The sequence below is a fragment of the Rhodococcus sp. AW25M09 genome (genome assembly GCF_000333955.1).
Taxonomy (GTDB): Bacteria; Actinomycetota; Actinomycetes; order Mycobacteriales; family Mycobacteriaceae; genus Rhodococcoides.
On the sequence record NZ_CAPS01000112.1, the window covers coordinates 108,611 to 127,185 of the forward strand.

Consider the following 18,575-nt stretch of genomic DNA (forward strand, 5'->3'; position numbering starts at 1 on the left):
AGATCAGATCTTGATCGACATCGCGATGCCGTCGAGGATGTCGTGCTCACTGACCGTCAACGAGCTTACGGCGCCGCGTCGCTCGAATTCCTCGGCCAAGACGCTGCACACAATTGCTCCGCCGCCGATGACGTCGACCCGTCCGGGATGCATGGGGCCCAACGCACTTCGCTGCGTGTGGGTCATCCCGATGAGTCGCTCACACACCTCGAAGAGCTGATCGAAGGGCACACGCGACAGGTGCACCGCATCGGCGTCGTACTCGGGCAGGTCCTTGGCGATGGCAGCGATGGTCGTCATCGTGCCGGCCACTCCCACCCAGCTCGACGCGTCGCCGATCGATACTTCCTCGAAGGCCTCCGCCAACTTCTCGCGGGCATACTCACGCGCACCGTTGATTTCGTCCGCGGTGGGCGGATCGGAATGCAGGAACCGCTCCGTCAGGCGCACACAACCGATGTTCGCCGAGAATGCCGACTTCACGCCCTTGGCGTCGCCCAGTACGAGTTCGGTGGAACCGCCGCCCAGGTCGACGACGACGAAAGGCCCAGCGGCAGCATCGAGTTCACCGACAGCACCAGCAAAGGATAGCCGCGCTTCCTCGTCTCCAGTGATCACCTCGGCCTCGGCACCGGGGATGACCTTGCCGAGGACCTCGCGCACCATCGAGAAGAAGTCCTCCCGATTGGATGCGTCCCGGGTGGCCGAGGTGGCGACCATCCGTACTGCTGTCGCCCCAGTCTTGCGAATGATCTCCGCATATTCGACCAACGCCACCCGGGTGCGCTCGATCGCCTCGGGCACGAATGCTCCGGTTGCGTCCACGCCCTGGCCGAGCCGCACGATCCGCATCTCGCGAGCAACGTCCGCCAGGGACTTGCCGTTGTTGTCCGCCACCAGCAGACGGATCGAGTTGGTGCCGCAATCGATTGCTGCAACCCGGGTCATAGCTTCTCCGCACGTAGTTCTTCGATGGTGGGCCAATCGGCCGGAATAGCTTTGCCGCGCAACGAGTTCTCAGCCGCCAACGCGACCGACTCGTCACCCAGGGGGTTGACGCCCGGCCCCTTGGCCAACGAGTGCGCGATCAACACGTGCAAGCACTTGACGCGATCGGGCATGCCGCCGCCGGTGAAATCGGTTCCGAGAGATTCGATCTCGTCGCGCTCGGCCAGATACGAATGATGGGCACGCAGGTAGCCGGCAGCCAATTCTGGATCGGTGCCCAGACGTTCGGTCATCTCCCGCATCACTCCGGCCGATTCCTGACGGCTCGCCTCGGCCGTCAGCCTCGGGTCCGTCAAGTAGAACAGGGTGGGAAAAGGGGTACCGTCGGGCAGCTTGGGGGCGGTTTTCACCACGCCCGGCCTGCCGTCCGGAGATCGGTACGCGATCTCGAGTACGCCACGCGGTTCACGTCCGAGCTGCGATGCGACCGCATCGAGGTCTTCCTGCGAGACTGCCGAGGAATTCACCCGACGGGTCCTCCTTCTTGTTCTGGCACCGGCGGCACGGCCGGCGGCGCGGGTTCTGGCTGTACGACGGGCATCGGCGCGGAGGTCGGCTCCGTGGGCTCGTCCGACCTCTGCGGCTGCACCGCGGTGTTCCACAAATCGGTGTACCAGGGCCCGATCGGATCGTTCTCGGTCGCGAGTGGCTCCGGGGCCTTTCCGTAGTCACCGGGCAACTGCACCTGATACGGCGTCTCCCCCGGCATGACGAAGCGCAGGCGTTCACGCGCGTCGGCCGCAATGCGGGACGGCTCGTCGAGCTGAGATTTCTGGGTCTGCAGGTCGTCCACGTCGTTCTGCAACGCCTGCCGCTCGGCCAACACGGACTCGAGCTCACTGCGTTGAGTGAAGTACGTCCGCAGCGGTACCGCCAACGTCAACGCCAGCGCACACACCACGACGCCGAGAATGACAGCACGCCCGGTGGACAGACCGAGGAAGGTCCGCTCGGGCATCGTCGGCCTACGAATCCCGACGCGCCGGGGAGCGGGCTTGCCGCCGACCACGGCGTCGCGGACCTGCTCGGACGTCTCCGGCGGGGTAGCCGGACGGCCGGAGGCGTTCTCGTCTCGAGAAACACCCCCGGCCTTGGACCGATTGGAAGAGGACGAACGGCCACGGGGTCGGGGATCACGTCCACCTGGACTGGTCCCGGAACGTCCTCGCCGTGCCATCATCACTCTCCGCTTCGTGCCATACGTGCCTGTTCGCTATCCCTCGTAATTGAACCGGGGGAAAGACAACTCGCCGGCGTAACGCGCCGCGTCGCCCAGAGCTTCTTCGATACGCAGCAACTGGTTGTACTTCGCGACGCGCTCGCTTCGAGCCGGGGCACCGGTCTTGATCTGGCCGCTGCCGACAGCAACTGCCAGGTCAGCGATGGTGGTGTCCTCCGTCTCGCCGGACCGGTGGCTCATCATCGTCTTGTAACCGTTGCGGTGCGCCAGATCGACGGCGTCGAGGGTCTCGGTCAGCGTGCCGATCTGGTTGACCTTGACCAGCAGCGCGTTGGCCGCACCCTTGACGATGCCGTCTTCGAGACGCTCGGGGTTGGTGACGAACAGGTCGTCGCCGACGAGCTGAACCTTGTCGCCGATCGACTCGGTGAGTGCAACCCAGCCGTCCCAGTCGTTCTCGTCGAGCGGATCCTCGATGGAGACCAGCGGGTAGGCGTCGACGAGCTCGCCGTAAAAGGCCGACATCTGCTCGGCGGACTTGGTCTCACGCTCGAAGGCGTAGCCGGTGCCCGCGGTGTAGAACTCGGTTGCTGCCACGTCGAGCGCGAGGGCGACGTCCTGGCCGGGCTTCAGGCCGGTCTTGCCGATGGCCTCGAGGATCAGGTCGAGAGCTGCCTTGGTGCCGGCGAGATCGGGAGCGAAGCCGCCCTCGTCGCCGAGTCCGGTGGACAGGCCCTTGGCCTTGAGCACGGACTTGAGCGCGTGGTAGACCTCTGCGCCCCAGCGCAGCGACTCCTTGAACGTGGGCGCACCGATCGGCGCGATCATGAATTCCTGCACGTCGACGCCACTATCGGCGTGTGCGCCGCCGTTGATGATGTTCATCATCGGCACGGGAAGAATGTGTGCGTTCGGGCCGCCGAGGTAGCGGAAGAGCTCCAGACCGGTGGACTCGGCCGCAGCCTTGGCGACAGCGAGCGAAACACCCAGCAGGGAGTTCGCGCCGAGGCGAGACTTGTCGGGAGTGCCGTCGAGATCCAGCAGAGCCTGGTCGACCGTGCGCTGCTCGATGGCGTCGAGGCCGATGACCGCGGGCGCGATCTCGTCGAGCACCGCGTTCACGGCCTTCTCGACGCCCTTGCCGCCGTAGCGGTCTCCGCCGTCACGAAGCTCGACGGCCTCGTGCTCACCGGTGGATGCGCCGGAGGGGACGGCTGCGCGGGTCAACGTCCCGTCGTCCAATGCGACCTCGACCTCAACCGTGGGGTTGCCACGGGAATCGAGGATCTCGCGAGCTCCGACCTGCTCAATGATGGCCACGAATGCTTCTCCTAGTAACGGGGACCGGCGGACTGTGCCGGATGCAAGACTAGCCGCTCACATGTCATGCCCGCGATGCATGGAGTTCTAGGGCCTGGTGCCCACCGAGTACGCGGCAGCCCCGTCCCGCACATCACGCAGGTACCGACCGGACAGGTTGTAGGCCATCAACCCTGCCTCCCAGCCCTGCGCGGTTCGAAGATCACCGCCACGCGCGCACAGATATCGCGCTGCGGTCAGGGCCGCGTCGTCGATGTTGTCGGGATCGGCCTTGCCATCACCGTTGGCGTCGACTCCCCATTTCTTCCATGTCTCCGGGATGAACTGCATCGGGCCCATGGCCCGGTCGAACTCGGTGTCACCGTCCATGATGCCTCCGTCGGTGTCCGGAATTTCGGCGACGCCCGGCCCGCCGTCGAGCGGGATGCCGCGGATCGGCGGTGCGACGAGACCGTCGGGTGCCACGGACGAACCCTGGTACGTACCGTGCCGACTCTCGATATATCCGATGCCTGCGAGAGTCGTCCACGCGATTCCGCAGTCCACATCCGTCTCGGCCATGATCGCGGCCGCGTGACCGTACGACGCGAGAGCGGTCACCGAGATGCCCAGCGCGTCGGTCTGCGGTTCGGCCCAGGCGAGAAGCAGATCGGCCGTCCGGCCGGGCGCGTTGAAGTCGATGGCCGGGACTGCAGTGCCCGGCCCCGGCGGGATGCCTTCGGGAATCTCACGCTTGGGTTCGCCGGTGCCGCACGCCGTGAGGACGAGCAGGAGTGAGGCTGCGGCAAGCACGCACATTCGTGAGATCACCTCACCATCCTGCACATTCTAGGTAATAGAAAGCTAAAGACCGATAAAAGCAACGTTCGAAGTGCTTCGGCCCCACACCTCAGGGTGTATGTTTGGGCAGCCTTCACTGATGAGGGTCGCCTACCCTATGGGAGGCAAGGCGTACCAATGTTCGACGTACCAGGAGCACCGCCCGTGTCCACAGCCGTTTTCGCCGCCGCAGGATCGGCGCCGTCGATTGCCACCCAGATGTTCGGCAGTGGCTTGATCGGTCTGCGTGAGGGTCTCGAAACCGGCATCGTGGTGATGATCCTCGTCGCGTTCCTCGTCAAATCCGACCGACGCGACGCGCTCAAGTGGGTGTGGCTCGGCGTCGGTCTCGCCGTCGCCACGGTGGCTGCCATCTTCTTCGTGATCCACTACGGCACATCCACGGTCACCGGCCTCACCGCCGAGATCATCGCGGGTGCGGCATCGCTCGTCGCGGTGATCATCGTGACGGCAATGGTGCTCTGGATGCGCACCGCCGCGAAGAACATCTCCGGCGAATTGCGCGCGGGTATGGCGAAAGCACTGACCGTCGGACCCGCCGCAGTGCTGACGCTCTCCTTCTTCGCGGTCGGCCGCGAAGGCGTCGAAACCGCCCTGCTCATGGTCGGCTACGCCGAGAACACCAACGGCAGCCTGTGGCCACTTCTCGGACTTCTGCTCGGCATCGTCGTGGCCGCCGTGCTGACGGTGTTCCTGTATTTCGGTGCCGTGCGCATCAATTTCGCGGTGTTCTTCAAGTACACCGGCATCTTCCTCATCGTCGTCGCCGCCGGAATCCTCGCCTACGGCATCCGCGCACTGCAGATCGGCGGAGTGCTCCCCGGCGGCAGCGCGGTTGCCTTCGACATCACCGCTCACTTCGACGCGTCGAGCTGGTACGGCACCGTGCTCGGCGGCATCTTCAACTTCCGCCCCGAACCCACGGTCTTTCAAGCGATCGCGTGGGTTCTGTACATCGTCGTCGTGCTCTACCTCTTCCTCCGCCCGGTCCGCGTTCCCGCGGCTGCCGAGCGTGTACTTCAGAACTCCTGAAAGGCAACACCATGCGTCGTTCCACCTACGCCCTGGCCGCGGCCGCGGTTCTGCCGATGGCTCTGGCCGGCTGCACCGAGAAGTCCTCCGCCGACGCCGCGGCCGGCGACATCGCCGTCACCACGACCGACTCCTCCTGCGACATCAGCGCATCCGAGGGCACCACCGGAAACTCGACGTTCCAGATCACCAACAACGGCACCAAGGTCACCGAGTTCTACGTCTACGGCGAGGGCGACCGCGTCATGGGCGAGGTGGAAAACATCGGGCCGGGCCTGACGCGTCAGCTCATCGTCGCTCTGCCCGACCCCGGCACGTACAAGACCGCCTGCAAGGCAGGCATGGTGGGCGACGGCATCCGAGCAGACTTCGTCGTCACCGGCGATTCGGTCCGCAACGCCGACGAGGACGGTCTCCTCACCGAGGCGGCCGCCGGCTACAAGCGCTACGTCGTCAGCCAGATCGACGCGTTGCAGGACACGACGGCGTCGTTCGTGACCGCAGTCAAGAACGGGGACGTGGCCGCAGCGAAGGCCCAGTTCCCCATTGCGCGTAGCTATTACGAGCGCATCGAGCCCGTCGCCGAGAGCTTCCCGGACGATCTCGATCCGCGCATCGACCTGCGCGAGCCGGACGTGGAGCCCGGTGCGGAATGGACCGGATTCCACCGCATCGAGAAAGACCTGTGGACGCAGGGACTGCAGCCCGACACCGACGCGATGGCAGATCAGTTGCAGGCCGACATCTCCGAGCTCGCCGACAAGATCAAGGACGAGGACTTCACCATCGACCCGATCCAGGTGGCCGGTGGCGCACAGGGATTGCTCGACGAGGTGGCCAAGACCAAGATCAGCGGTGAAGAAGACTTCTTCTCGCACACCGATCTGTGGGACTTCCAGGCCAACGTCGACGGCTCGCAGGCGGCCGTCGCCGCAGTCCGTCCGATCCTCGACGAGCGCAACGCCGAGCTCGGTACCGCCATCGATGCGCGGTTCGCAGAACTCGACGCAGAGCTCGCCAAGTACCGCAGCGGCGACGGGTTCGTCTTCTACGACACGGTGACCGAACCTCAGCGCCAGGAACTGTCGAACAAAATCGATGCGGTGTCCGCCGAAGTGAGTCAGGTGCAGGGTGTCGTTGCCGGACAGTAAGACTGGACGCATCTCCCGGCGACGCCTCTTCGGCGCCGTCGGGACCGGTGCGGCACTCGTCGGAGCCGGGGCGCTCGCCGGACACGCGACGGCGTCCGGTGCCGAGGTGCCTTCGGACGTCGTCGACTTTCGCGGAGACCATCAGGCCGGCATCGTCACCCCGGCGCAGGACCGCATGCACTTCGTCGCGTTCGACGTCACCACCGACTCGCAGGACGATTTCGTTGCGCTGCTGAAGAAGTGGACCCTGATGGCCGAACGTCTCACCAAAGGCGAGGAGACGTTCGACGGCGGGGCAGTAGACAGCGGCGAGTACAACCCGCCGTCGGACACCGGCGAAGCTCTGGGTCTGACGGCGTCGTCGTTGACGTTCACGATCGGCTTCGGTCCCAGCCTGTTCGATCGCTTCGACCTGGCATCGAAAAGACCTGCCTCTCTTGCCGATCTACAGCATTTTCCGGCGGACAATCTCGACCCCCGCCGCTCCGGCGGCGACCTCTGCATCCAGGCCTGCGCCGACGACCCGCAGGTTGCCGTGCACGCGATCCGTAACCTCGCCCGCGTCGGATTCGGCACCGTCTCGGTGAAGTGGTCGCAACTCGGATTCGGCAGAACCTCGTCCACCTCCACCACTCAGGCCACCCCGCGAAACCTGTTCGGCTTCAAGGACGGAACGGCCAACCTCAAAGCCGAGGACCCGACGCTGCTCGACGACAACGTGTGGGTCGCTGCTGAGGACGATCAGGAATGGATGGCCGGCGGCTCGTACCTCGTGGCGCGTCGAATCCGAATGTTGATCGAGTCCTGGGACCGCACCACGCTCAAAGAGCAAGAGCGAGTGATCGGGCGCAGCAAGGGAACCGGCGCACCACTGGGTCAGAAGGACGAATTCGACGCACTCGACTTTCAGTCTCAAGGACCCGAAGGCACCTTCATCGACAAGAACGCCCACGTGCGCCTGGCGTCGAAGGAAGAACTCGGCGGGATCCAGATCCTGCGCCGGGGGTACAACTTCACCGACGGATCCGACGGCTTCGGCCACCTCGACGCCGGACTGTTCTTCATCGCCTACTGCCGCGACCCACTGACCCAATTCGTTCCGATGCAACTCGCGCTCTCCCGCAAGGACGCACTGAACGAATACATCCAACACGTGGGATCTGCGGTGTTCGCCTGCCCACCCGGTCTCGGAGAATCCGAGTACTGGGGTTCGACGCTGTTCGAGTAGACCTGTTCACCCCCATCCCCACCCGCGCCCACCCCTCCCCCAGTCCGGGTGGAGTGCGATCAGCCGCGCAGACCCCAGTGCTCGATCCAGTCGAGTGCAGACATCTCCCCCGGTGCGATGCCGACGTTGCGGGCCGAGGCTTCGGCGTTCCGGATTAGCGAGGCGAAATCCAGCACCCGACGCCGCAGCACGTCCTCGACGCTGTCGCCACCGTGCGAGTGATCGACACCGATGTGCACGACGCGGAGGCCGTCGGGAACGAGTTCGTCGGGCAGTCCCGCCTTGGTGGCTCGTCCGATCACTTTCTGTGCCAGGGCGAGTGACGGCTGGGACAGCGCAATGCCGTCGAGGCAGGATCCTCGCGCCTTCTCCGACGCCTTCTTCTCTTCCCAGGCTCGCTCTTGTTCGGCGATGTCGATGGGACCTGCATCCTGTCGACCGAGGTGCGGGCTGCGGTGGGTCAACTTGGCGACGAGTCCCGCAGCGACGTCGTCCACATCGAAGGCGTTCTCGTCTGCGTCCTGCGCAATTCTGGAGTGAAAGAGCACCTGCAGCAACAGGTCTCCGAGTTCTTCGCGTAGATCGTTCAGATTGCCTGCGGCGATGGCGTCGAGCAGTTCGTACGTTTCTTCCAGCAGGTAGCCGCGCAGCGATTCGTGGGTCTGCTGTGCTTCCCATCCGCCGAGGGTGCGCAGCCGGTCCATCAAGTTCACTGCCGCGATGAGGTCGTCACCGGGAAGTTTGTCGGCGGCGATGACGCGTTCGCCGCTCGCGATCCGGTTCCGGACGTCGCGATTGGCCGGATCAGTGCTGACCAGGACTGGGTCGACGGCGTCGGGCGCGGCGGTGCCCGAGAACAGCCACCGCACTCGCACCGGCACTTCTTCGGTGAATTCCACGGGCTCGCCGAGGAATTCGATGGCGTCGACCGGCACCTGGGTAGGACGAACAGGGTCGAGCAGAACTATCGTCACCGCTACACCCCCACTGTTTGCTCCAACAAGACCGACCGAGATGGCTTCCCGTCCAAGGATAGGATGAGGTCGGCAATGAACTGCACCAATTCGACGTCGCGTACGCGCGCCGCGCCCACACCGCCGCCTTCGACGCGCGGCAGCGGCAACTGCACCACTCCCGTCGTCGCCCGGTACGTGGCGCTCGGGTACAGCCGCTTGAGGCGAATCTGCTTGGAGTCGGGCAACTCCATCGGAGCCAGCTTCACCTGAGTTCCGGCAACGTTGACATCGGTCAAGCCGTATTCCTTGGCGATCAGCCGCAGTTTCGCGACGGAAACCAGGCGGCCCACCTCCTCGGGCAGAGGACCGTATCGATCGACGAGTTCGTCGATGACGGCATCGATTCCGGCGGAGTCGGCCGCAGCAGCCAGCTTTCGGTAGCCCTCGAGCCGCAGCCGATCGCTGGTGACGTAGTCGGGTGGAATGTTGGCGTCGACGGGAAGGTCGATACGCACTTCCTTGGGAGCCTCGTCGGTGGTGATGGGCTTGCCGTCGGCAGCCGCACGGTATGCCTCGACCGCCTCACCCACGAGTCGCACGTACAGGTCGAATCCGACGCCCGCCACATGGCCGGACTGTTCGGCTCCCAGAACGTTTCCGGCACCGCGGATTTCGAGGTCCTTCATCGCCACGGCCATACCGGCACCGAGATCGGAGTTCTGCGAGATGGTCGCCAACCGGTCGTAGGCGGTCTCGGTGAGCGGCTTCTCCGGCGGGTAGAGGAAGTACGCGTAGCCGCGCTCGCGGCTGCGCCCCACGCGGCCGCGTAGCTGATGGAGCTGAGACAGGCCGAGCGAATCGGACCGCTCGACGATCAGCGTATTGGCGTTGGAGATATCGAGACCGGTCTCGATGATGGTGGTGCACACCAGCACGTCGGTCTCGCGCTCCCAGAAGCCCTGCACGGTGCGTTCGAGTGTTTCCTCGTTCATCTGACCGTGTGCGGTCGCGACGCGCGCCTCGGGCACCAGATCACGAATCTTCTTGGCGGCCTTGTCGATCGAGCTGACCCGGTTGTGCACGAAGAACACCTGACCGTCACGCAGCAACTCGCGCCGAATGGCGGCTGCAACCTGCTTGTCGTTGTAGGCGCCGACGTACGTCAGCACCGGGTGCCGCTCCTCGGGAGGGGTGAGAATGGTGGACAACTCACGAATTCCGGCCAGGCTCATCTCGAGGGTTCGCGGAATCGGCGTCGCCGACATCGTCAGCACGTCGACGTGAGTTCGGAGCGACTTGATGTGCTCCTTGTGCTCGACGCCGAAGCGCTGTTCCTCGTCGACGATGACCAGACCGAGGTCCTTCCAGGCCACACCGGTCTGCAACAACCGGTGCGTGCCGACGACGATGTCGACGGTGCCGTCGGCCAGCCCGGCCATGACCTGCTTGGAATCGGAGCCGTGGGTGAAGCGGGAGAGCCCCTTCACCGTGACCGGGAACGAGGCCATTCTGGCCGTGAACGTCTGCAGATGCTGTTGCGCCAGAAGAGTTGTCGGAACCAGTACGGCTACCTGCTTGCCGTCCTGGACAGCCTTGAACGCTGCTCGAACCGCGATCTCGGTCTTGCCGTATCCGACGTCGCCGAGAATGACGCGGTCCATCGGGACCGCCTTCTCCATGTCGGCCTTGACGTCGGTGATGGCCGTCATCTGATCGACCGTCTCGGTGAATCCGAACGCGTCTTCCATCTCGAGCTGCCACGGGGTGTCGGCACCGAACGCGTGGCCCGGAGCTGCCTGGCGAGCGGCGTACAGCTGGACGAGCTCTCCGGCGATCTCACGAACCGCCTTGCGCGCCTTACGTTTGGTGTTCGCCCAGTCGGATCCGCCCAACTTGCTGAGCGACGGCAGCTCACCGCCGACGTAGCGCGAGAGCTGATCGAGCGAGTCCATCGGGACGAAGAGTCGGTCTCCGGGATGGCCACGCTTGCTGGGTGCGTACTCCACGACGAGGTATTCGCGTCGGGCACCGCCGATGGTGCGCTCGACCATCTCGACGAATCGGCCGATGCCGTGCTGATCGTGCACGACGCTGTCGCCGGCGACGAGGGCGAGCGGATCGACCTGATTACGTCGCTTGGCCGGGAGCTTGCGCCCCTCGCCTGCAGCAGCGACGCGGTTACCGGTCAGATCACTCTCGGTGACGACGACGAGTTGGGCATCGGGAAACACCAGACCGTCGTGCAGCGACCCACACAGCACGTTGACGACGTCTGCGACCGGGACCGCACCGGAATCGAGATGCGCTGCAGGAACTTCGGCTTCGGCAAGGCGTTCGATGATGCGCGTGGCGGTGCCTGCGCCTGCCACGGAGATGACCGCCCGGCCACCCGTTGCGATGTGTGCGCGCAGCGTGGCGAACAGGGCCGTCAAGGCTTCTTCGGATCCCCGAACCTCCGGCACCGAATCGACGGCGAGTTCGACTTCCTCGCCGTTCCCGGAAGCCAATGGGCTGATGGTCCACCAGGGCCGACCATGGACCTGGGCCGACTCGCGAACCTGTCGCAGCGAACGGTACGCCGAGGCACCGAGATCGAGCGACGCGCCCTCGAGACTGGAGGTGTCGAGGGTCGAGGTATCGAGCGGTGCGGCTCCGCCGATCGACGCTGCCGTCCAGGACGCTTCGAGGAATTCCTGGCCGGTGCGCACCAGATCGGTTGCACGCGTGCGGATTCGCTCGGGATCACAGAGCAGCACGTGCGCTCCGGCGGGGAGCGTATCGGCGAGCAGCTGCAGCTCACCCGGCTGCAGCAGTGGCAGCAGCGCCTCCATGCCTTCGACGGGGACGCCGGCAGAGAGCTTGTCGAGCATCTCCACCAGGGCGGTGTCGCCGGCATTGTCGGCAGCGAGTACCGCCGCCCGATCGCGCACTTCCTGGGTGAGGAGCAGCTCGCGACACGGCGGCGCGATGACGAGGTCCACCTCGTGATCGGGCAACGAACGCTGATCGGAGACGGCGAACGCGCGAAGTTCGGTGATTTCGTCACCCCAGAACTCCACGCGGACCGGGTGATCTGCCGTCGGTGAAAAGAGGTCGAGGATGCCGCCGCGAACGGCGAACTCGCCGCGCTTGCCCACCATATCCACCCGTAGGTATCCGAATTCGACGAGTCGGTGGATCAGACCGTCGAAGTCGATGTCGAGTCCGACCTTCAGGGTCACCGGTTCGATCTCGCCGAGGCCGGGAGCCATCGGCTGAACCAGCGAACGCACAGTGGTGACGATGACGCGCAGCGGGTCGCCGTAATCGGTATCGCCGGGGCGAGCGAGTCTGCGCAGCACATCGAGACGTTTTCCGACGGTATCGGCGCTCGGCGACAGACGTTCGTGCGGAAGCGTCTCCCACGACGGGAACATCGCGACACCACCGCCGAGGATCTGGCCGAGTTCGTTGGTGAGATCGTCGGCTTCACGTCCGGTCGCGGTGACGATCAGCAACTGGGTGTGCTGCGCGATTGCGGCAGCGACGAACGGGCGCACCGAGTGCGGGCCGATGAGAGTGTGCTCGGCGGTTCCGATCGCGTCGGCAACGGCCACCATCGACGAATCCGTCAGGGCGATGCTGGCCAGACCCGAGAGTTGGAGCGCCGCGTCGGCAACGATCGGGGCCGGCCCGGATGCAGATATGGCAGGCAGAGAATCGGAAGACAACAGCAATACTCCTACAAGCGTGTCGAGGCGATGGCTGCTCACGCACAGTCACCGTCGAGTCTATGGGAGTACACCGACAACCCGGCAGTCGGGAGCTAGGACAAAGCGGCGTCGAGCATCGCAGTAAGGGATTCGGCGGCGCGGGCAGAGTCGTACTCCGGGTCTCGCATGCATTCGGTGACGATCGCGTCGATCGCGCCGCCGGTGATGATCGCGAGCGTGCGTGAATCGACGCCCCGACTGCCGCGAGCCCCGACCGACGCGTCGATGATGTCGGCCAGAGGCCGCCACCGCTGCTCCGGGGTGTGTCCGAGCGCAGAGTTGCCCAGCGCCTCTATCAGCATGCGGGTGTGCCGAGGGTGAGCGCGGAGATGACCGACCATCGCACGCACGTACGCCTGGGGTCCGTCCTGCGCCCGAACCGCCCCGACCGCGGCCGCGACGTCTGCGACGAGAGCATCGAGAACGAATCGATACGCCGCCTCCACCACCGCGTGCTTGGTTCGAAAGTGGTACAGCACCGCCGCTTTGGTGATTCCGGCACTGTCCGCGATGCGCGCGAGCGAGACCTTCGCGTAACCGTGCTCCGCGACCGAGCCGATCGTGACGTCGATCAACTGTGCGCGCCTGGTGCGTTCGATGAAGCTCGGTTCCTTCGTTGCCACGACCGCGAGCTTACCGTACGGTTGAATTACTTACCGATCGGTTAGGACATGTCATATGAGTGATTCGCCTCCGAAATCCACGCGCCGATATCTGCGCATCCTTGCCTGCACAGTGGTGGTCGGCGTGGTTGCCCTTGCCTTCGCACTCCGATCCCCATCACCGGTAGGGCACTGGAACAGCCCGGCGAGCGAGGACCGATTTCTCGCCGCGTACGACCGCGCGTTCGAGGACCTCCCCAGTCCGGCGGAGACGCTGGACGTACGCACCGACTACGGCGTCGTGCGCGTATATCGATTCGCCGGCACCGGCACCTCGACGCACCCGCTGTTGCTCCTGCCAGGTCGGTCCTCGGCCACCCCGGTGTGGGCAGCCAACCTGCCCGGCCTGTTGACGATCGGAGACGTCTACACCGTCGATCTGCTCGGCGAACCGGGTCGAAGCATTCAAGAACGACCGATCTCCAGCGACGAGGATCAGGCGAACTGGCTCGATCAGATGCTCGCGGGCCTGCCTGCCGACCAGGTCCATCTGGTCGGGCTCTCCATCGGCGGGTGGACGGCGACGAATCTGGCCCTGCACGACAGCTCGCACATCGCCAGTCTGACGCTGATCGAGCCGGTCGAGGTATTTGCCGACATACCGTGGGGCACCGCGATCCGCGCCCTACCGGCAGCCGTACCGTGGCTTCCCAAATCCTGGCGAGACGGCTTCAACTCCTACACTGCGGGCGGGGCAGAGGTGCAGGACGTGCCCATTGCAGACATGATCGAGGCCGGGATGCAGGGCTACACCCTGAAACTGCCGCAGCCGACGCGGATCACCGAGGAGCGTCTGGCAACTCTGGATGTGCCGGTACTGGCCGTCATCGCAGGCAGATCCGTGATGCACGATGCCGGGGAAGCCGTCGACACGGCAGAAAGGGCGCTTCGCGGTGGATCCGTGCGGCTCTATCCCGACGCATCACATGCGGTCAACGGCGAGTACCCGAATCGACTCCGAGACGACATCGCGGAGTTCCTGGGAAAATATCAGTAGTTACGGACCGAAGCGGATGACTCGACGCGCAGCGAACTCGCGGAAGTAGTCCAATTTGTTGGTAGGCACCAGCGCAGGCAGGAGGTAGTACCAGAGGCGCTCCATGCGCGAGGGCAATTCCTCGGTGGTGGAGGTCGCGACCGCAACCATGTGCACGCCGGTCAGGATCTCGAGAACGAGCGAACCGATGGTGCGCGAGTCCGAGTTGGGATCGATGTCGCCCTGCGCGATGGCTTTGGCGGCGAGCCTGTCGAAGGACTCGCTCCATCCGGCCATGACATTGCCCTCGGTACCCCGGTAATCACCGATCTGATGGCTCAACCGGAGCATGGCCGAGACCATGGGATCGCTGACCGACAGGTCGACCACGATGTACGAGATGCCGATCGCTGCCTCGAGTGCGGGGATGCGGCCGTCGTTGAACTGCGAGCACGCAGTGGTCAGACGGGCGTTGCCCTCATCGATCACCGCGCGTGCGAGCTCTTCCTTGGAACCGAAATGGAAGTAGAGAGCACCCTTGGTGACCTGAGATTGAGAGATGATTTCACTGAGACTCGCGTTCGCGTATCCGAGGCGCAGGAATACATTTGCTGCGCCAGCGAGCACGGTGTCGCGGGTTATTTCAGCGCGGGCCTGCCTGACCATGGGATCCGCCTTCGCAATTCTGTACTGCCACTGCGCAAATTACGCCCGAACGGTACCACTGAGCGGCTTTACGTCTCTTTCCAACATGCATCGGTCCGATTGAGCGCTACCCCCTGAGGGACCCAGCCCTCATGGCCGACAAAGGGGACGATACTCCCTCTTTCACCGCGAAGAGACGAAAACCGGGTACTCAATACTCGGTCAATCGAGGGTCCGCCTCCAGGTTTGTCAGCCCGTTCCAGCACAGGTTGACCACGTGCGCAGCAACCACTTCTTTCGACGGAGTGCGCACGTCCAGCCACCACTGCGCCGTCATCGACACCATTCCGACCAAGGCTTGGGCGTACATCGGCGCGAACTCGGGATCGAGACCGCGGCGCGAGAAGTCTCCCGCAAGCATGTGTCCGACGCGTCCGATGGCTTCGTTCAGAAGCGATGAGTACTTGCCGTCCTCGGCAGAGGCCGGGGAATCGCGCACCAGGATGCGAAAGCCGTCGGTCCGATCCTCGATGTAGGTCAGCAGCGCGAGTGCGACACGTTCGACGCGGATTCGAGAGCGATTGAGGTCGAGCGACTTGGTGATCATGCCCATGAGCGTGGACATCTCACGATCGACGATGACGGCGTAGAGGCCTTCCTTACCGCCGAAGTGTTCGTAGACGACCGGCTTGGACACGTTGGCGCGGCCGGCGATCTCCTCTACCGACGCCGCCTCGTAGCCGCGTTCGGCGAACAGAGTCCGACCGACCTCGATCAACTGCTCGCGCCGCTGAGTGCCGGTCATCCGAACCCGGGGTGTGCGTTCCTGCTCGGAGGCTGCGCCTGACATGGAGAACCGCTTCCGTTGCCGACCGTGCATGTCCAGACGCCGGAATCGACGTCTCCCTCACTTTAGCGATGCCCGATCCATCCCATTCATCAGCCGGGAGTGGAGCCTGCGGGAACGACCCAGACAGCCGGGAGTGGAGCCTGCGGGAACGACCGAGGTGGTCTGTTCTTTATCGCAGTTCGACTCACCACTACCTCTCATGCGAGGATCGTTGCGCTCGGTGGGAGCGCAACGGCTTCACGAATGCGTCGTTCGATTCGTAGGCCACTGACGATGCCACGGGGCGATTATCCGCCGTGGTGTAATGGCAGCACCTCTGATTTTGGTTCAGATAGTTCAGGTTCGAGTCCTGGCGGCGGAGCGAGCAACACCATTCATGCATGTCGTTTGTCGCGTACCGCCTGAGGAGCTCAATGCCTGTGCAGACCGCCGTGGTCGTTCTCGCCGCGGGTGCAGGTACCCGGATGCGGTCGAAGACTCCGAAGGTTCTGCATCCTCTGGCCGGGCGCACGATGCTCGCGCACGCCCTCCACGCCGCCGCCGACCTCGGTCCCGACCACCTGGTGACCGTCGTCGGGCACGATCGTGAACGAGTGTCCACTGCCGTGCACGATCTTGCGACCACCTTGGGTCGGACGATTCACACCGCCGTCCAGGATCGCCAGTTGGGCACCGGGCATGCCGTGCAATGCGGCTTGGCTGCGCTGCCGGACGATTTCGAGGGCACGATCCTCGTCACCGCAGCCGACGTCCCCCTGCTGGACGGCCACACTCTCAAAGCTCTGCTCGACGAGCACCTGAGCGCTCCCCGGCCAGCGGCCGCAACGGTTCTGACCTTTCTCCCTGACGACCCGAACGGCTACGGCCGCATCGTTCGGACCGACGACGGTGAAGTGGCCGAGATCGTCGAACACGCGGACGCCACCCCCGCGCAGGTGCTGATCGGCGAGGTCAACTCCGGTGTATATGCGTTCGATGCGGTGGCGCTGCGCACCGCACTGGGCAAACTCAGCACCGCCAACGCCCAACACGAGCTGTATCTGACCGATGTCGTCAAGATCAGCAAGTCCGACGGCAAGGCCGTCTACGGCACCCAACTCGCCGATCCCGATCTGGTGGTGGGCGTCAACGATCGCGTGCAGTTGGCGCACGTCACGTCGGTACTCAATCGCCACATCATCGAGCGGCACATGCGGGCCGGCGTCACCGTCGTGGACCCGTCGACCACCTGGATCGACATCGACGTCACCCTCGGTGCAGACGTCCGCCTCGAACCCGGCGTCCAGCTGCACGGCAAGACCCACATCTCCGACGACGCGATCGTCGGGCCGGATTCCACGCTGCGTGACGTCGAGATCGGCGAGCGCGCGTCGGTCGTGCGCACGCACGCCGAACAGGCCGTCATCGGACCGGACGCGACCGTCGGACCGTTCACCTATCTGCGCCCCGGCACCGTTCTCGGTGAAGGCGGCAAGCTCGGCGCATACGTCGAAACGAAGAACTCGACGATCGGTAAGCACACCAAGGTGCCGCACCTCACCTACGTCGGGGACGCCACGATCGGCGACCACAGCAACATTGGTTGCTCCAACGTCTTCGCCAACTACGACGGCGTCAACAAGAGCCGCACGGAAATCGGGTCCCATGTCCGGACCGGTTCCGACTCGACGTTCGTCGCTCCCGTTCATGTGGGCGACGGCGCTTACACCGGCGCAGGAACAGTGATTCGGGAAGATGTTCCGCCCGGCGCGCTGGCTGTCTCCGGCGGTAAGCAACGCAATATCGAAGGCTGGGTCATCGACAACAGGCCCGGAACCGAAGCTGCTCGAGCAGCGGCGCTCGTAGATCGTGATCGGCAAGAACAAAAGGACGGCGAACAGCAGTGACCACCCCTAATTGGATCGACAACCAGAAGAACCTGATGTTGTTTTCTGGTCGAGCACATCCGGAGTTGGCCGAGCAGGTCGCCAAGGAACTCGGAATCGATATCACCCCGCAGACGGCTCGTGACTTCGCCAACGGCGAGATCTTCGTTCGTTTCGAGGAGTCGGTCCGCGGATCGGACGCATTCGTTCTGCAGTCGCACCCGTTCCCGCTCAACACCTGGTTGATGGAACAGCTCATCATGATCGACGCGCTCAAGCGTGGATCCGCCAAGCGCATCACCGCGATCCTGCCGTTCTACCCGTACGCCCGCCAGGACAAGAAGCACCGCGGACGTGAGCCCATCTCCGCCCGCCTCGTCGCGGATCTGCTCAAGACCGCAGGTGCCGACCGCATCATCACCGTCGACCTGCACACCGATCAGATCCAGGGCTTCTTCGACGGCCCCGTCGACCATATGCACGCGCACAGCCAGCTCGCCGATCACATCCGCGGCAAGTACAGCCTCGAGCACATCACCGTCGTCTCCCCCGACTCCGGCCGTGTGCGCGTCGCCGAGAAATGGGCCGACTCGTTCGGCGGCGCACCGCTCGCCTTCATCCACAAGACGCGTGATCCCCTGGTGCCCAACCAGGTCAAGTCCAACCGCGTCGTCGGCGAGGTCGAAGGCCGTACCTGCATCCTCATCGACGACATGATCGACACCGGCGGCACCATCGCGGGAGCTGTGAAGGTACTCAAGGAGGCAGGCGCAGGCGATGTCGTCATCGCCGCCACCCACGGCGTTCTGTCCAGCCCGGCCGCCGAGCGCCTCGCCAACTGCGGTGCCAAGGAAGTCGTCGTCACCAACACCCTGCCGATCAGCGACGAGAAGCGTTTCGACACGCTGACCGAGCTCTCGATTGCTCCGCTACTGGCCCGGACCATCCGCGAGGTCTTCGAAAACGGTTCGGTCACCAGCCTTTTCAACGGCTCCGCCTAGCCCTATTGGGTCGTTCCGCAGGCTCCACTCCCGCGGCTCCGCCTAGCCCCACTGGGTCGTTCCGCAGGCTCCACTCCCGCGGCTCCGCCTAGCCCACTGGGTCGTTCCG

16 protein-coding genes and 1 tRNA gene are annotated in these 18,575 nt (G+C 64.7%); 7 read left to right on the forward strand and 10 right to left on the reverse strand.

All coding sequences use genetic code 11. The annotated features are described in order from the left end of the window. Window positions 1-3: 3 nt before the first annotated feature. The 5 genes from RHODMAR_RS21570 to RHODMAR_RS21590 all read right to left on the reverse strand — a co-directional run bounded on the left by RHODMAR_RS21570 (window position 4) and on the right by RHODMAR_RS21590 (window position 4,306). The gene (locus RHODMAR_RS21570; protein WP_008718794.1) at window positions 4-948 is read right to left on the reverse strand and encodes a Ppx/GppA phosphatase family protein; all 945 of its coding nucleotides are present in this window, start codon (window positions 946-948) and stop codon (window positions 4-6) included. Further along, window positions 945-1,475 (reverse strand): DUF501 domain-containing protein, encoded by a 531-nt coding sequence (locus RHODMAR_RS21575; RefSeq protein ID WP_008718796.1) that lies wholly within the window; start codon window positions 1,473-1,475, stop codon window positions 945-947. Before RHODMAR_RS21575 ends, RHODMAR_RS21570 begins: the two co-directional genes overlap by 4 nt. Then, on the reverse strand, window positions 1,472-2,188 hold the full coding sequence (locus RHODMAR_RS21580; protein WP_157226166.1) for an FtsB family cell division protein: 717 nt from the start codon (window positions 2,186-2,188) through the stop codon (window positions 1,472-1,474). The genes RHODMAR_RS21575 and RHODMAR_RS21580 overlap by 4 nt, the downstream gene beginning before the upstream one ends. A 33-nt stretch (window positions 2,189-2,221) precedes the next feature. Further along, window positions 2,222-3,508: a phosphopyruvate hydratase gene (gene eno / locus RHODMAR_RS21585; RefSeq protein ID WP_008718800.1), complete on the reverse strand. Its 1,287-nt coding sequence runs from the start codon at window positions 3,506-3,508 to the stop codon at window positions 2,222-2,224. Window positions 3,509-3,595: 87 nt separating this feature from the next. Further along, entirely contained in the window at window positions 3,596-4,306 is a 711-nt protein-coding gene (locus RHODMAR_RS21590) for a lytic transglycosylase domain-containing protein (protein WP_008718802.1), read from the reverse strand. Window positions 4,307-4,465: 159 nt separating this feature from the next. Here RHODMAR_RS21590 and efeU point away from each other — a divergent pair, with 159 nt between their 5' ends. Genes efeU through efeB form a run of 3 tightly spaced genes read left to right on the forward strand, consistent with a single transcriptional unit; the run spans window position 4,466 to window position 7,759 of the window. After that, window positions 4,466-5,380, forward strand: a complete 915-nt coding sequence (gene efeU / locus RHODMAR_RS21595; RefSeq protein WP_051048223.1) for an iron uptake transporter permease EfeU — start codon at window positions 4,466-4,468, stop codon at window positions 5,378-5,380. A gap of 11 nt (window positions 5,381-5,391) precedes the next feature. Beyond that, a complete protein-coding gene (gene efeO / locus RHODMAR_RS21600) occupies window positions 5,392-6,531 on the forward strand; it encodes an iron uptake system protein EfeO (RefSeq protein WP_008718807.1) in 1,140 nt (379 codons plus the stop codon). Next, window positions 6,512-7,759 (forward strand): iron uptake transporter deferrochelatase/peroxidase subunit, encoded by a 1,248-nt coding sequence (efeB, locus tag RHODMAR_RS21605; protein WP_008718809.1) that lies wholly within the window; start codon window positions 6,512-6,514, stop codon window positions 7,757-7,759. Before efeO ends, efeB begins: the two co-directional genes overlap by 20 nt. Before the next feature lie 59 nt (window positions 7,760-7,818). Here efeB and RHODMAR_RS21610 read toward each other — a convergent pair whose 3' ends face one another. The 3 genes from RHODMAR_RS21610 to RHODMAR_RS21620 form a co-directional block, all read right to left on the reverse strand. After that, window positions 7,819-8,733 (reverse strand): MazG family protein, encoded by a 915-nt coding sequence (locus tag RHODMAR_RS21610; RefSeq protein ID WP_008718812.1) that lies wholly within the window; start codon window positions 8,731-8,733, stop codon window positions 7,819-7,821. Between the two features lie 2 nt (window positions 8,734-8,735). Further along, window positions 8,736-12,314, reverse strand: coding sequence for a transcription-repair coupling factor (mfd, locus tag RHODMAR_RS21615; RefSeq protein ID WP_198289507.1), 3,579 nt, complete (start codon window positions 12,312-12,314; stop codon window positions 8,736-8,738). Between the two features lie 206 nt (window positions 12,315-12,520). Beyond that, window positions 12,521-13,090, reverse strand: a complete 570-nt coding sequence (locus RHODMAR_RS21620; protein ID WP_008718816.1) for a TetR/AcrR family transcriptional regulator — start codon at window positions 13,088-13,090, stop codon at window positions 12,521-12,523. Between the two features lie 55 nt (window positions 13,091-13,145). Here RHODMAR_RS21620 and RHODMAR_RS21625 point away from each other — a divergent pair, with 55 nt between their 5' ends. Continuing rightward, window positions 13,146-14,126, forward strand: coding sequence for an alpha/beta fold hydrolase (locus tag RHODMAR_RS21625; RefSeq protein WP_008718818.1), 981 nt, complete (start codon window positions 13,146-13,148; stop codon window positions 14,124-14,126). Here the strand turns inward: RHODMAR_RS21625 and RHODMAR_RS21630 are convergent, their stop codons facing one another. Further along, on the reverse strand, window positions 14,127-14,771 hold the full coding sequence (locus RHODMAR_RS21630) for a ScbR family autoregulator-binding transcription factor (protein ID WP_008718820.1): 645 nt from the start codon (window positions 14,769-14,771) through the stop codon (window positions 14,127-14,129). It lies immediately after the preceding gene. A gap of 190 nt (window positions 14,772-14,961) precedes the next feature. After that, window positions 14,962-15,600, reverse strand: coding sequence for a TetR/AcrR family transcriptional regulator (locus RHODMAR_RS21635; RefSeq protein WP_008718822.1), 639 nt, complete (start codon window positions 15,598-15,600; stop codon window positions 14,962-14,964). 290 nt (window positions 15,601-15,890) lie between these two features. Here RHODMAR_RS21635 and RHODMAR_RS21640 point away from each other — a divergent pair. The 3 genes from RHODMAR_RS21640 to RHODMAR_RS21650 all read left to right on the forward strand — a co-directional run bounded on the left by RHODMAR_RS21640 (window position 15,891) and on the right by RHODMAR_RS21650 (window position 18,466). Then, window positions 15,891-15,961 (forward strand) — tRNA-Gln (locus RHODMAR_RS21640). 52 nt (window positions 15,962-16,013) lie between these two features. Then, window positions 16,014-17,486: a bifunctional UDP-N-acetylglucosamine diphosphorylase/glucosamine-1-phosphate N-acetyltransferase GlmU gene (gene glmU, locus RHODMAR_RS21645; RefSeq protein WP_008718824.1), complete on the forward strand. Its 1,473-nt coding sequence runs from the start codon at window positions 16,014-16,016 to the stop codon at window positions 17,484-17,486. Further along, entirely contained in the window at window positions 17,483-18,466 is a 984-nt protein-coding gene (locus RHODMAR_RS21650; RefSeq protein WP_008718827.1) for a ribose-phosphate diphosphokinase, read from the forward strand. Before glmU ends, RHODMAR_RS21650 begins: the two co-directional genes overlap by 4 nt. Window positions 18,467-18,575: the final 109 nt, after the last annotated feature.

Bases quoted from the DNA above. Each gene is read 5' to 3' on its own strand.
- RHODMAR_RS21635 (WP_008718822.1), bottom strand. From the start codon at position 15,600: ATGTCAGGCGCAGCCTCCGAGCAGGAACGCACACCCCGGGTTCGGATG.
- RHODMAR_RS21630 (WP_008718820.1), bottom strand. From the start codon at position 14,771: ATGGTCAGGCAGGCCCGCGCTGAAATAACCCGCGACACCGTGCTCGCT.
- efeU (WP_051048223.1), top strand. From the start codon at position 4,466: ATGTTCGACGTACCAGGAGCACCGCCCGTGTCCACAGCCGTTTTCGCC.
- glmU (WP_008718824.1), top strand. From the start codon at position 16,014: ATGCCTGTGCAGACCGCCGTGGTCGTTCTCGCCGCGGGTGCAGGTACC.
- RHODMAR_RS21625 (WP_008718818.1), top strand. From the start codon at position 13,146: ATGAGTGATTCGCCTCCGAAATCCACGCGCCGATATCTGCGCATCCTT.
- mfd (WP_198289507.1), bottom strand. From the start codon at position 12,314: ATGGTGGCCGTTGCCGACGCGATCGGAACCGCCGAGCACACTCTCATC.
- efeO (WP_008718807.1), top strand. From the start codon at position 5,392: ATGCGTCGTTCCACCTACGCCCTGGCCGCGGCCGCGGTTCTGCCGATG.
- RHODMAR_RS21590 (WP_008718802.1), bottom strand. From the start codon at position 4,306: ATGTGCGTGCTTGCCGCAGCCTCACTCCTGCTCGTCCTCACGGCGTGC.
- RHODMAR_RS21570 (WP_008718794.1), bottom strand. From the start codon at position 948: ATGACCCGGGTTGCAGCAATCGATTGCGGCACCAACTCGATCCGTCTG.
- RHODMAR_RS21580 (WP_157226166.1), bottom strand. From the start codon at position 2,188: ATGATGGCACGGCGAGGACGTTCCGGGACCAGTCCAGGTGGACGTGAT.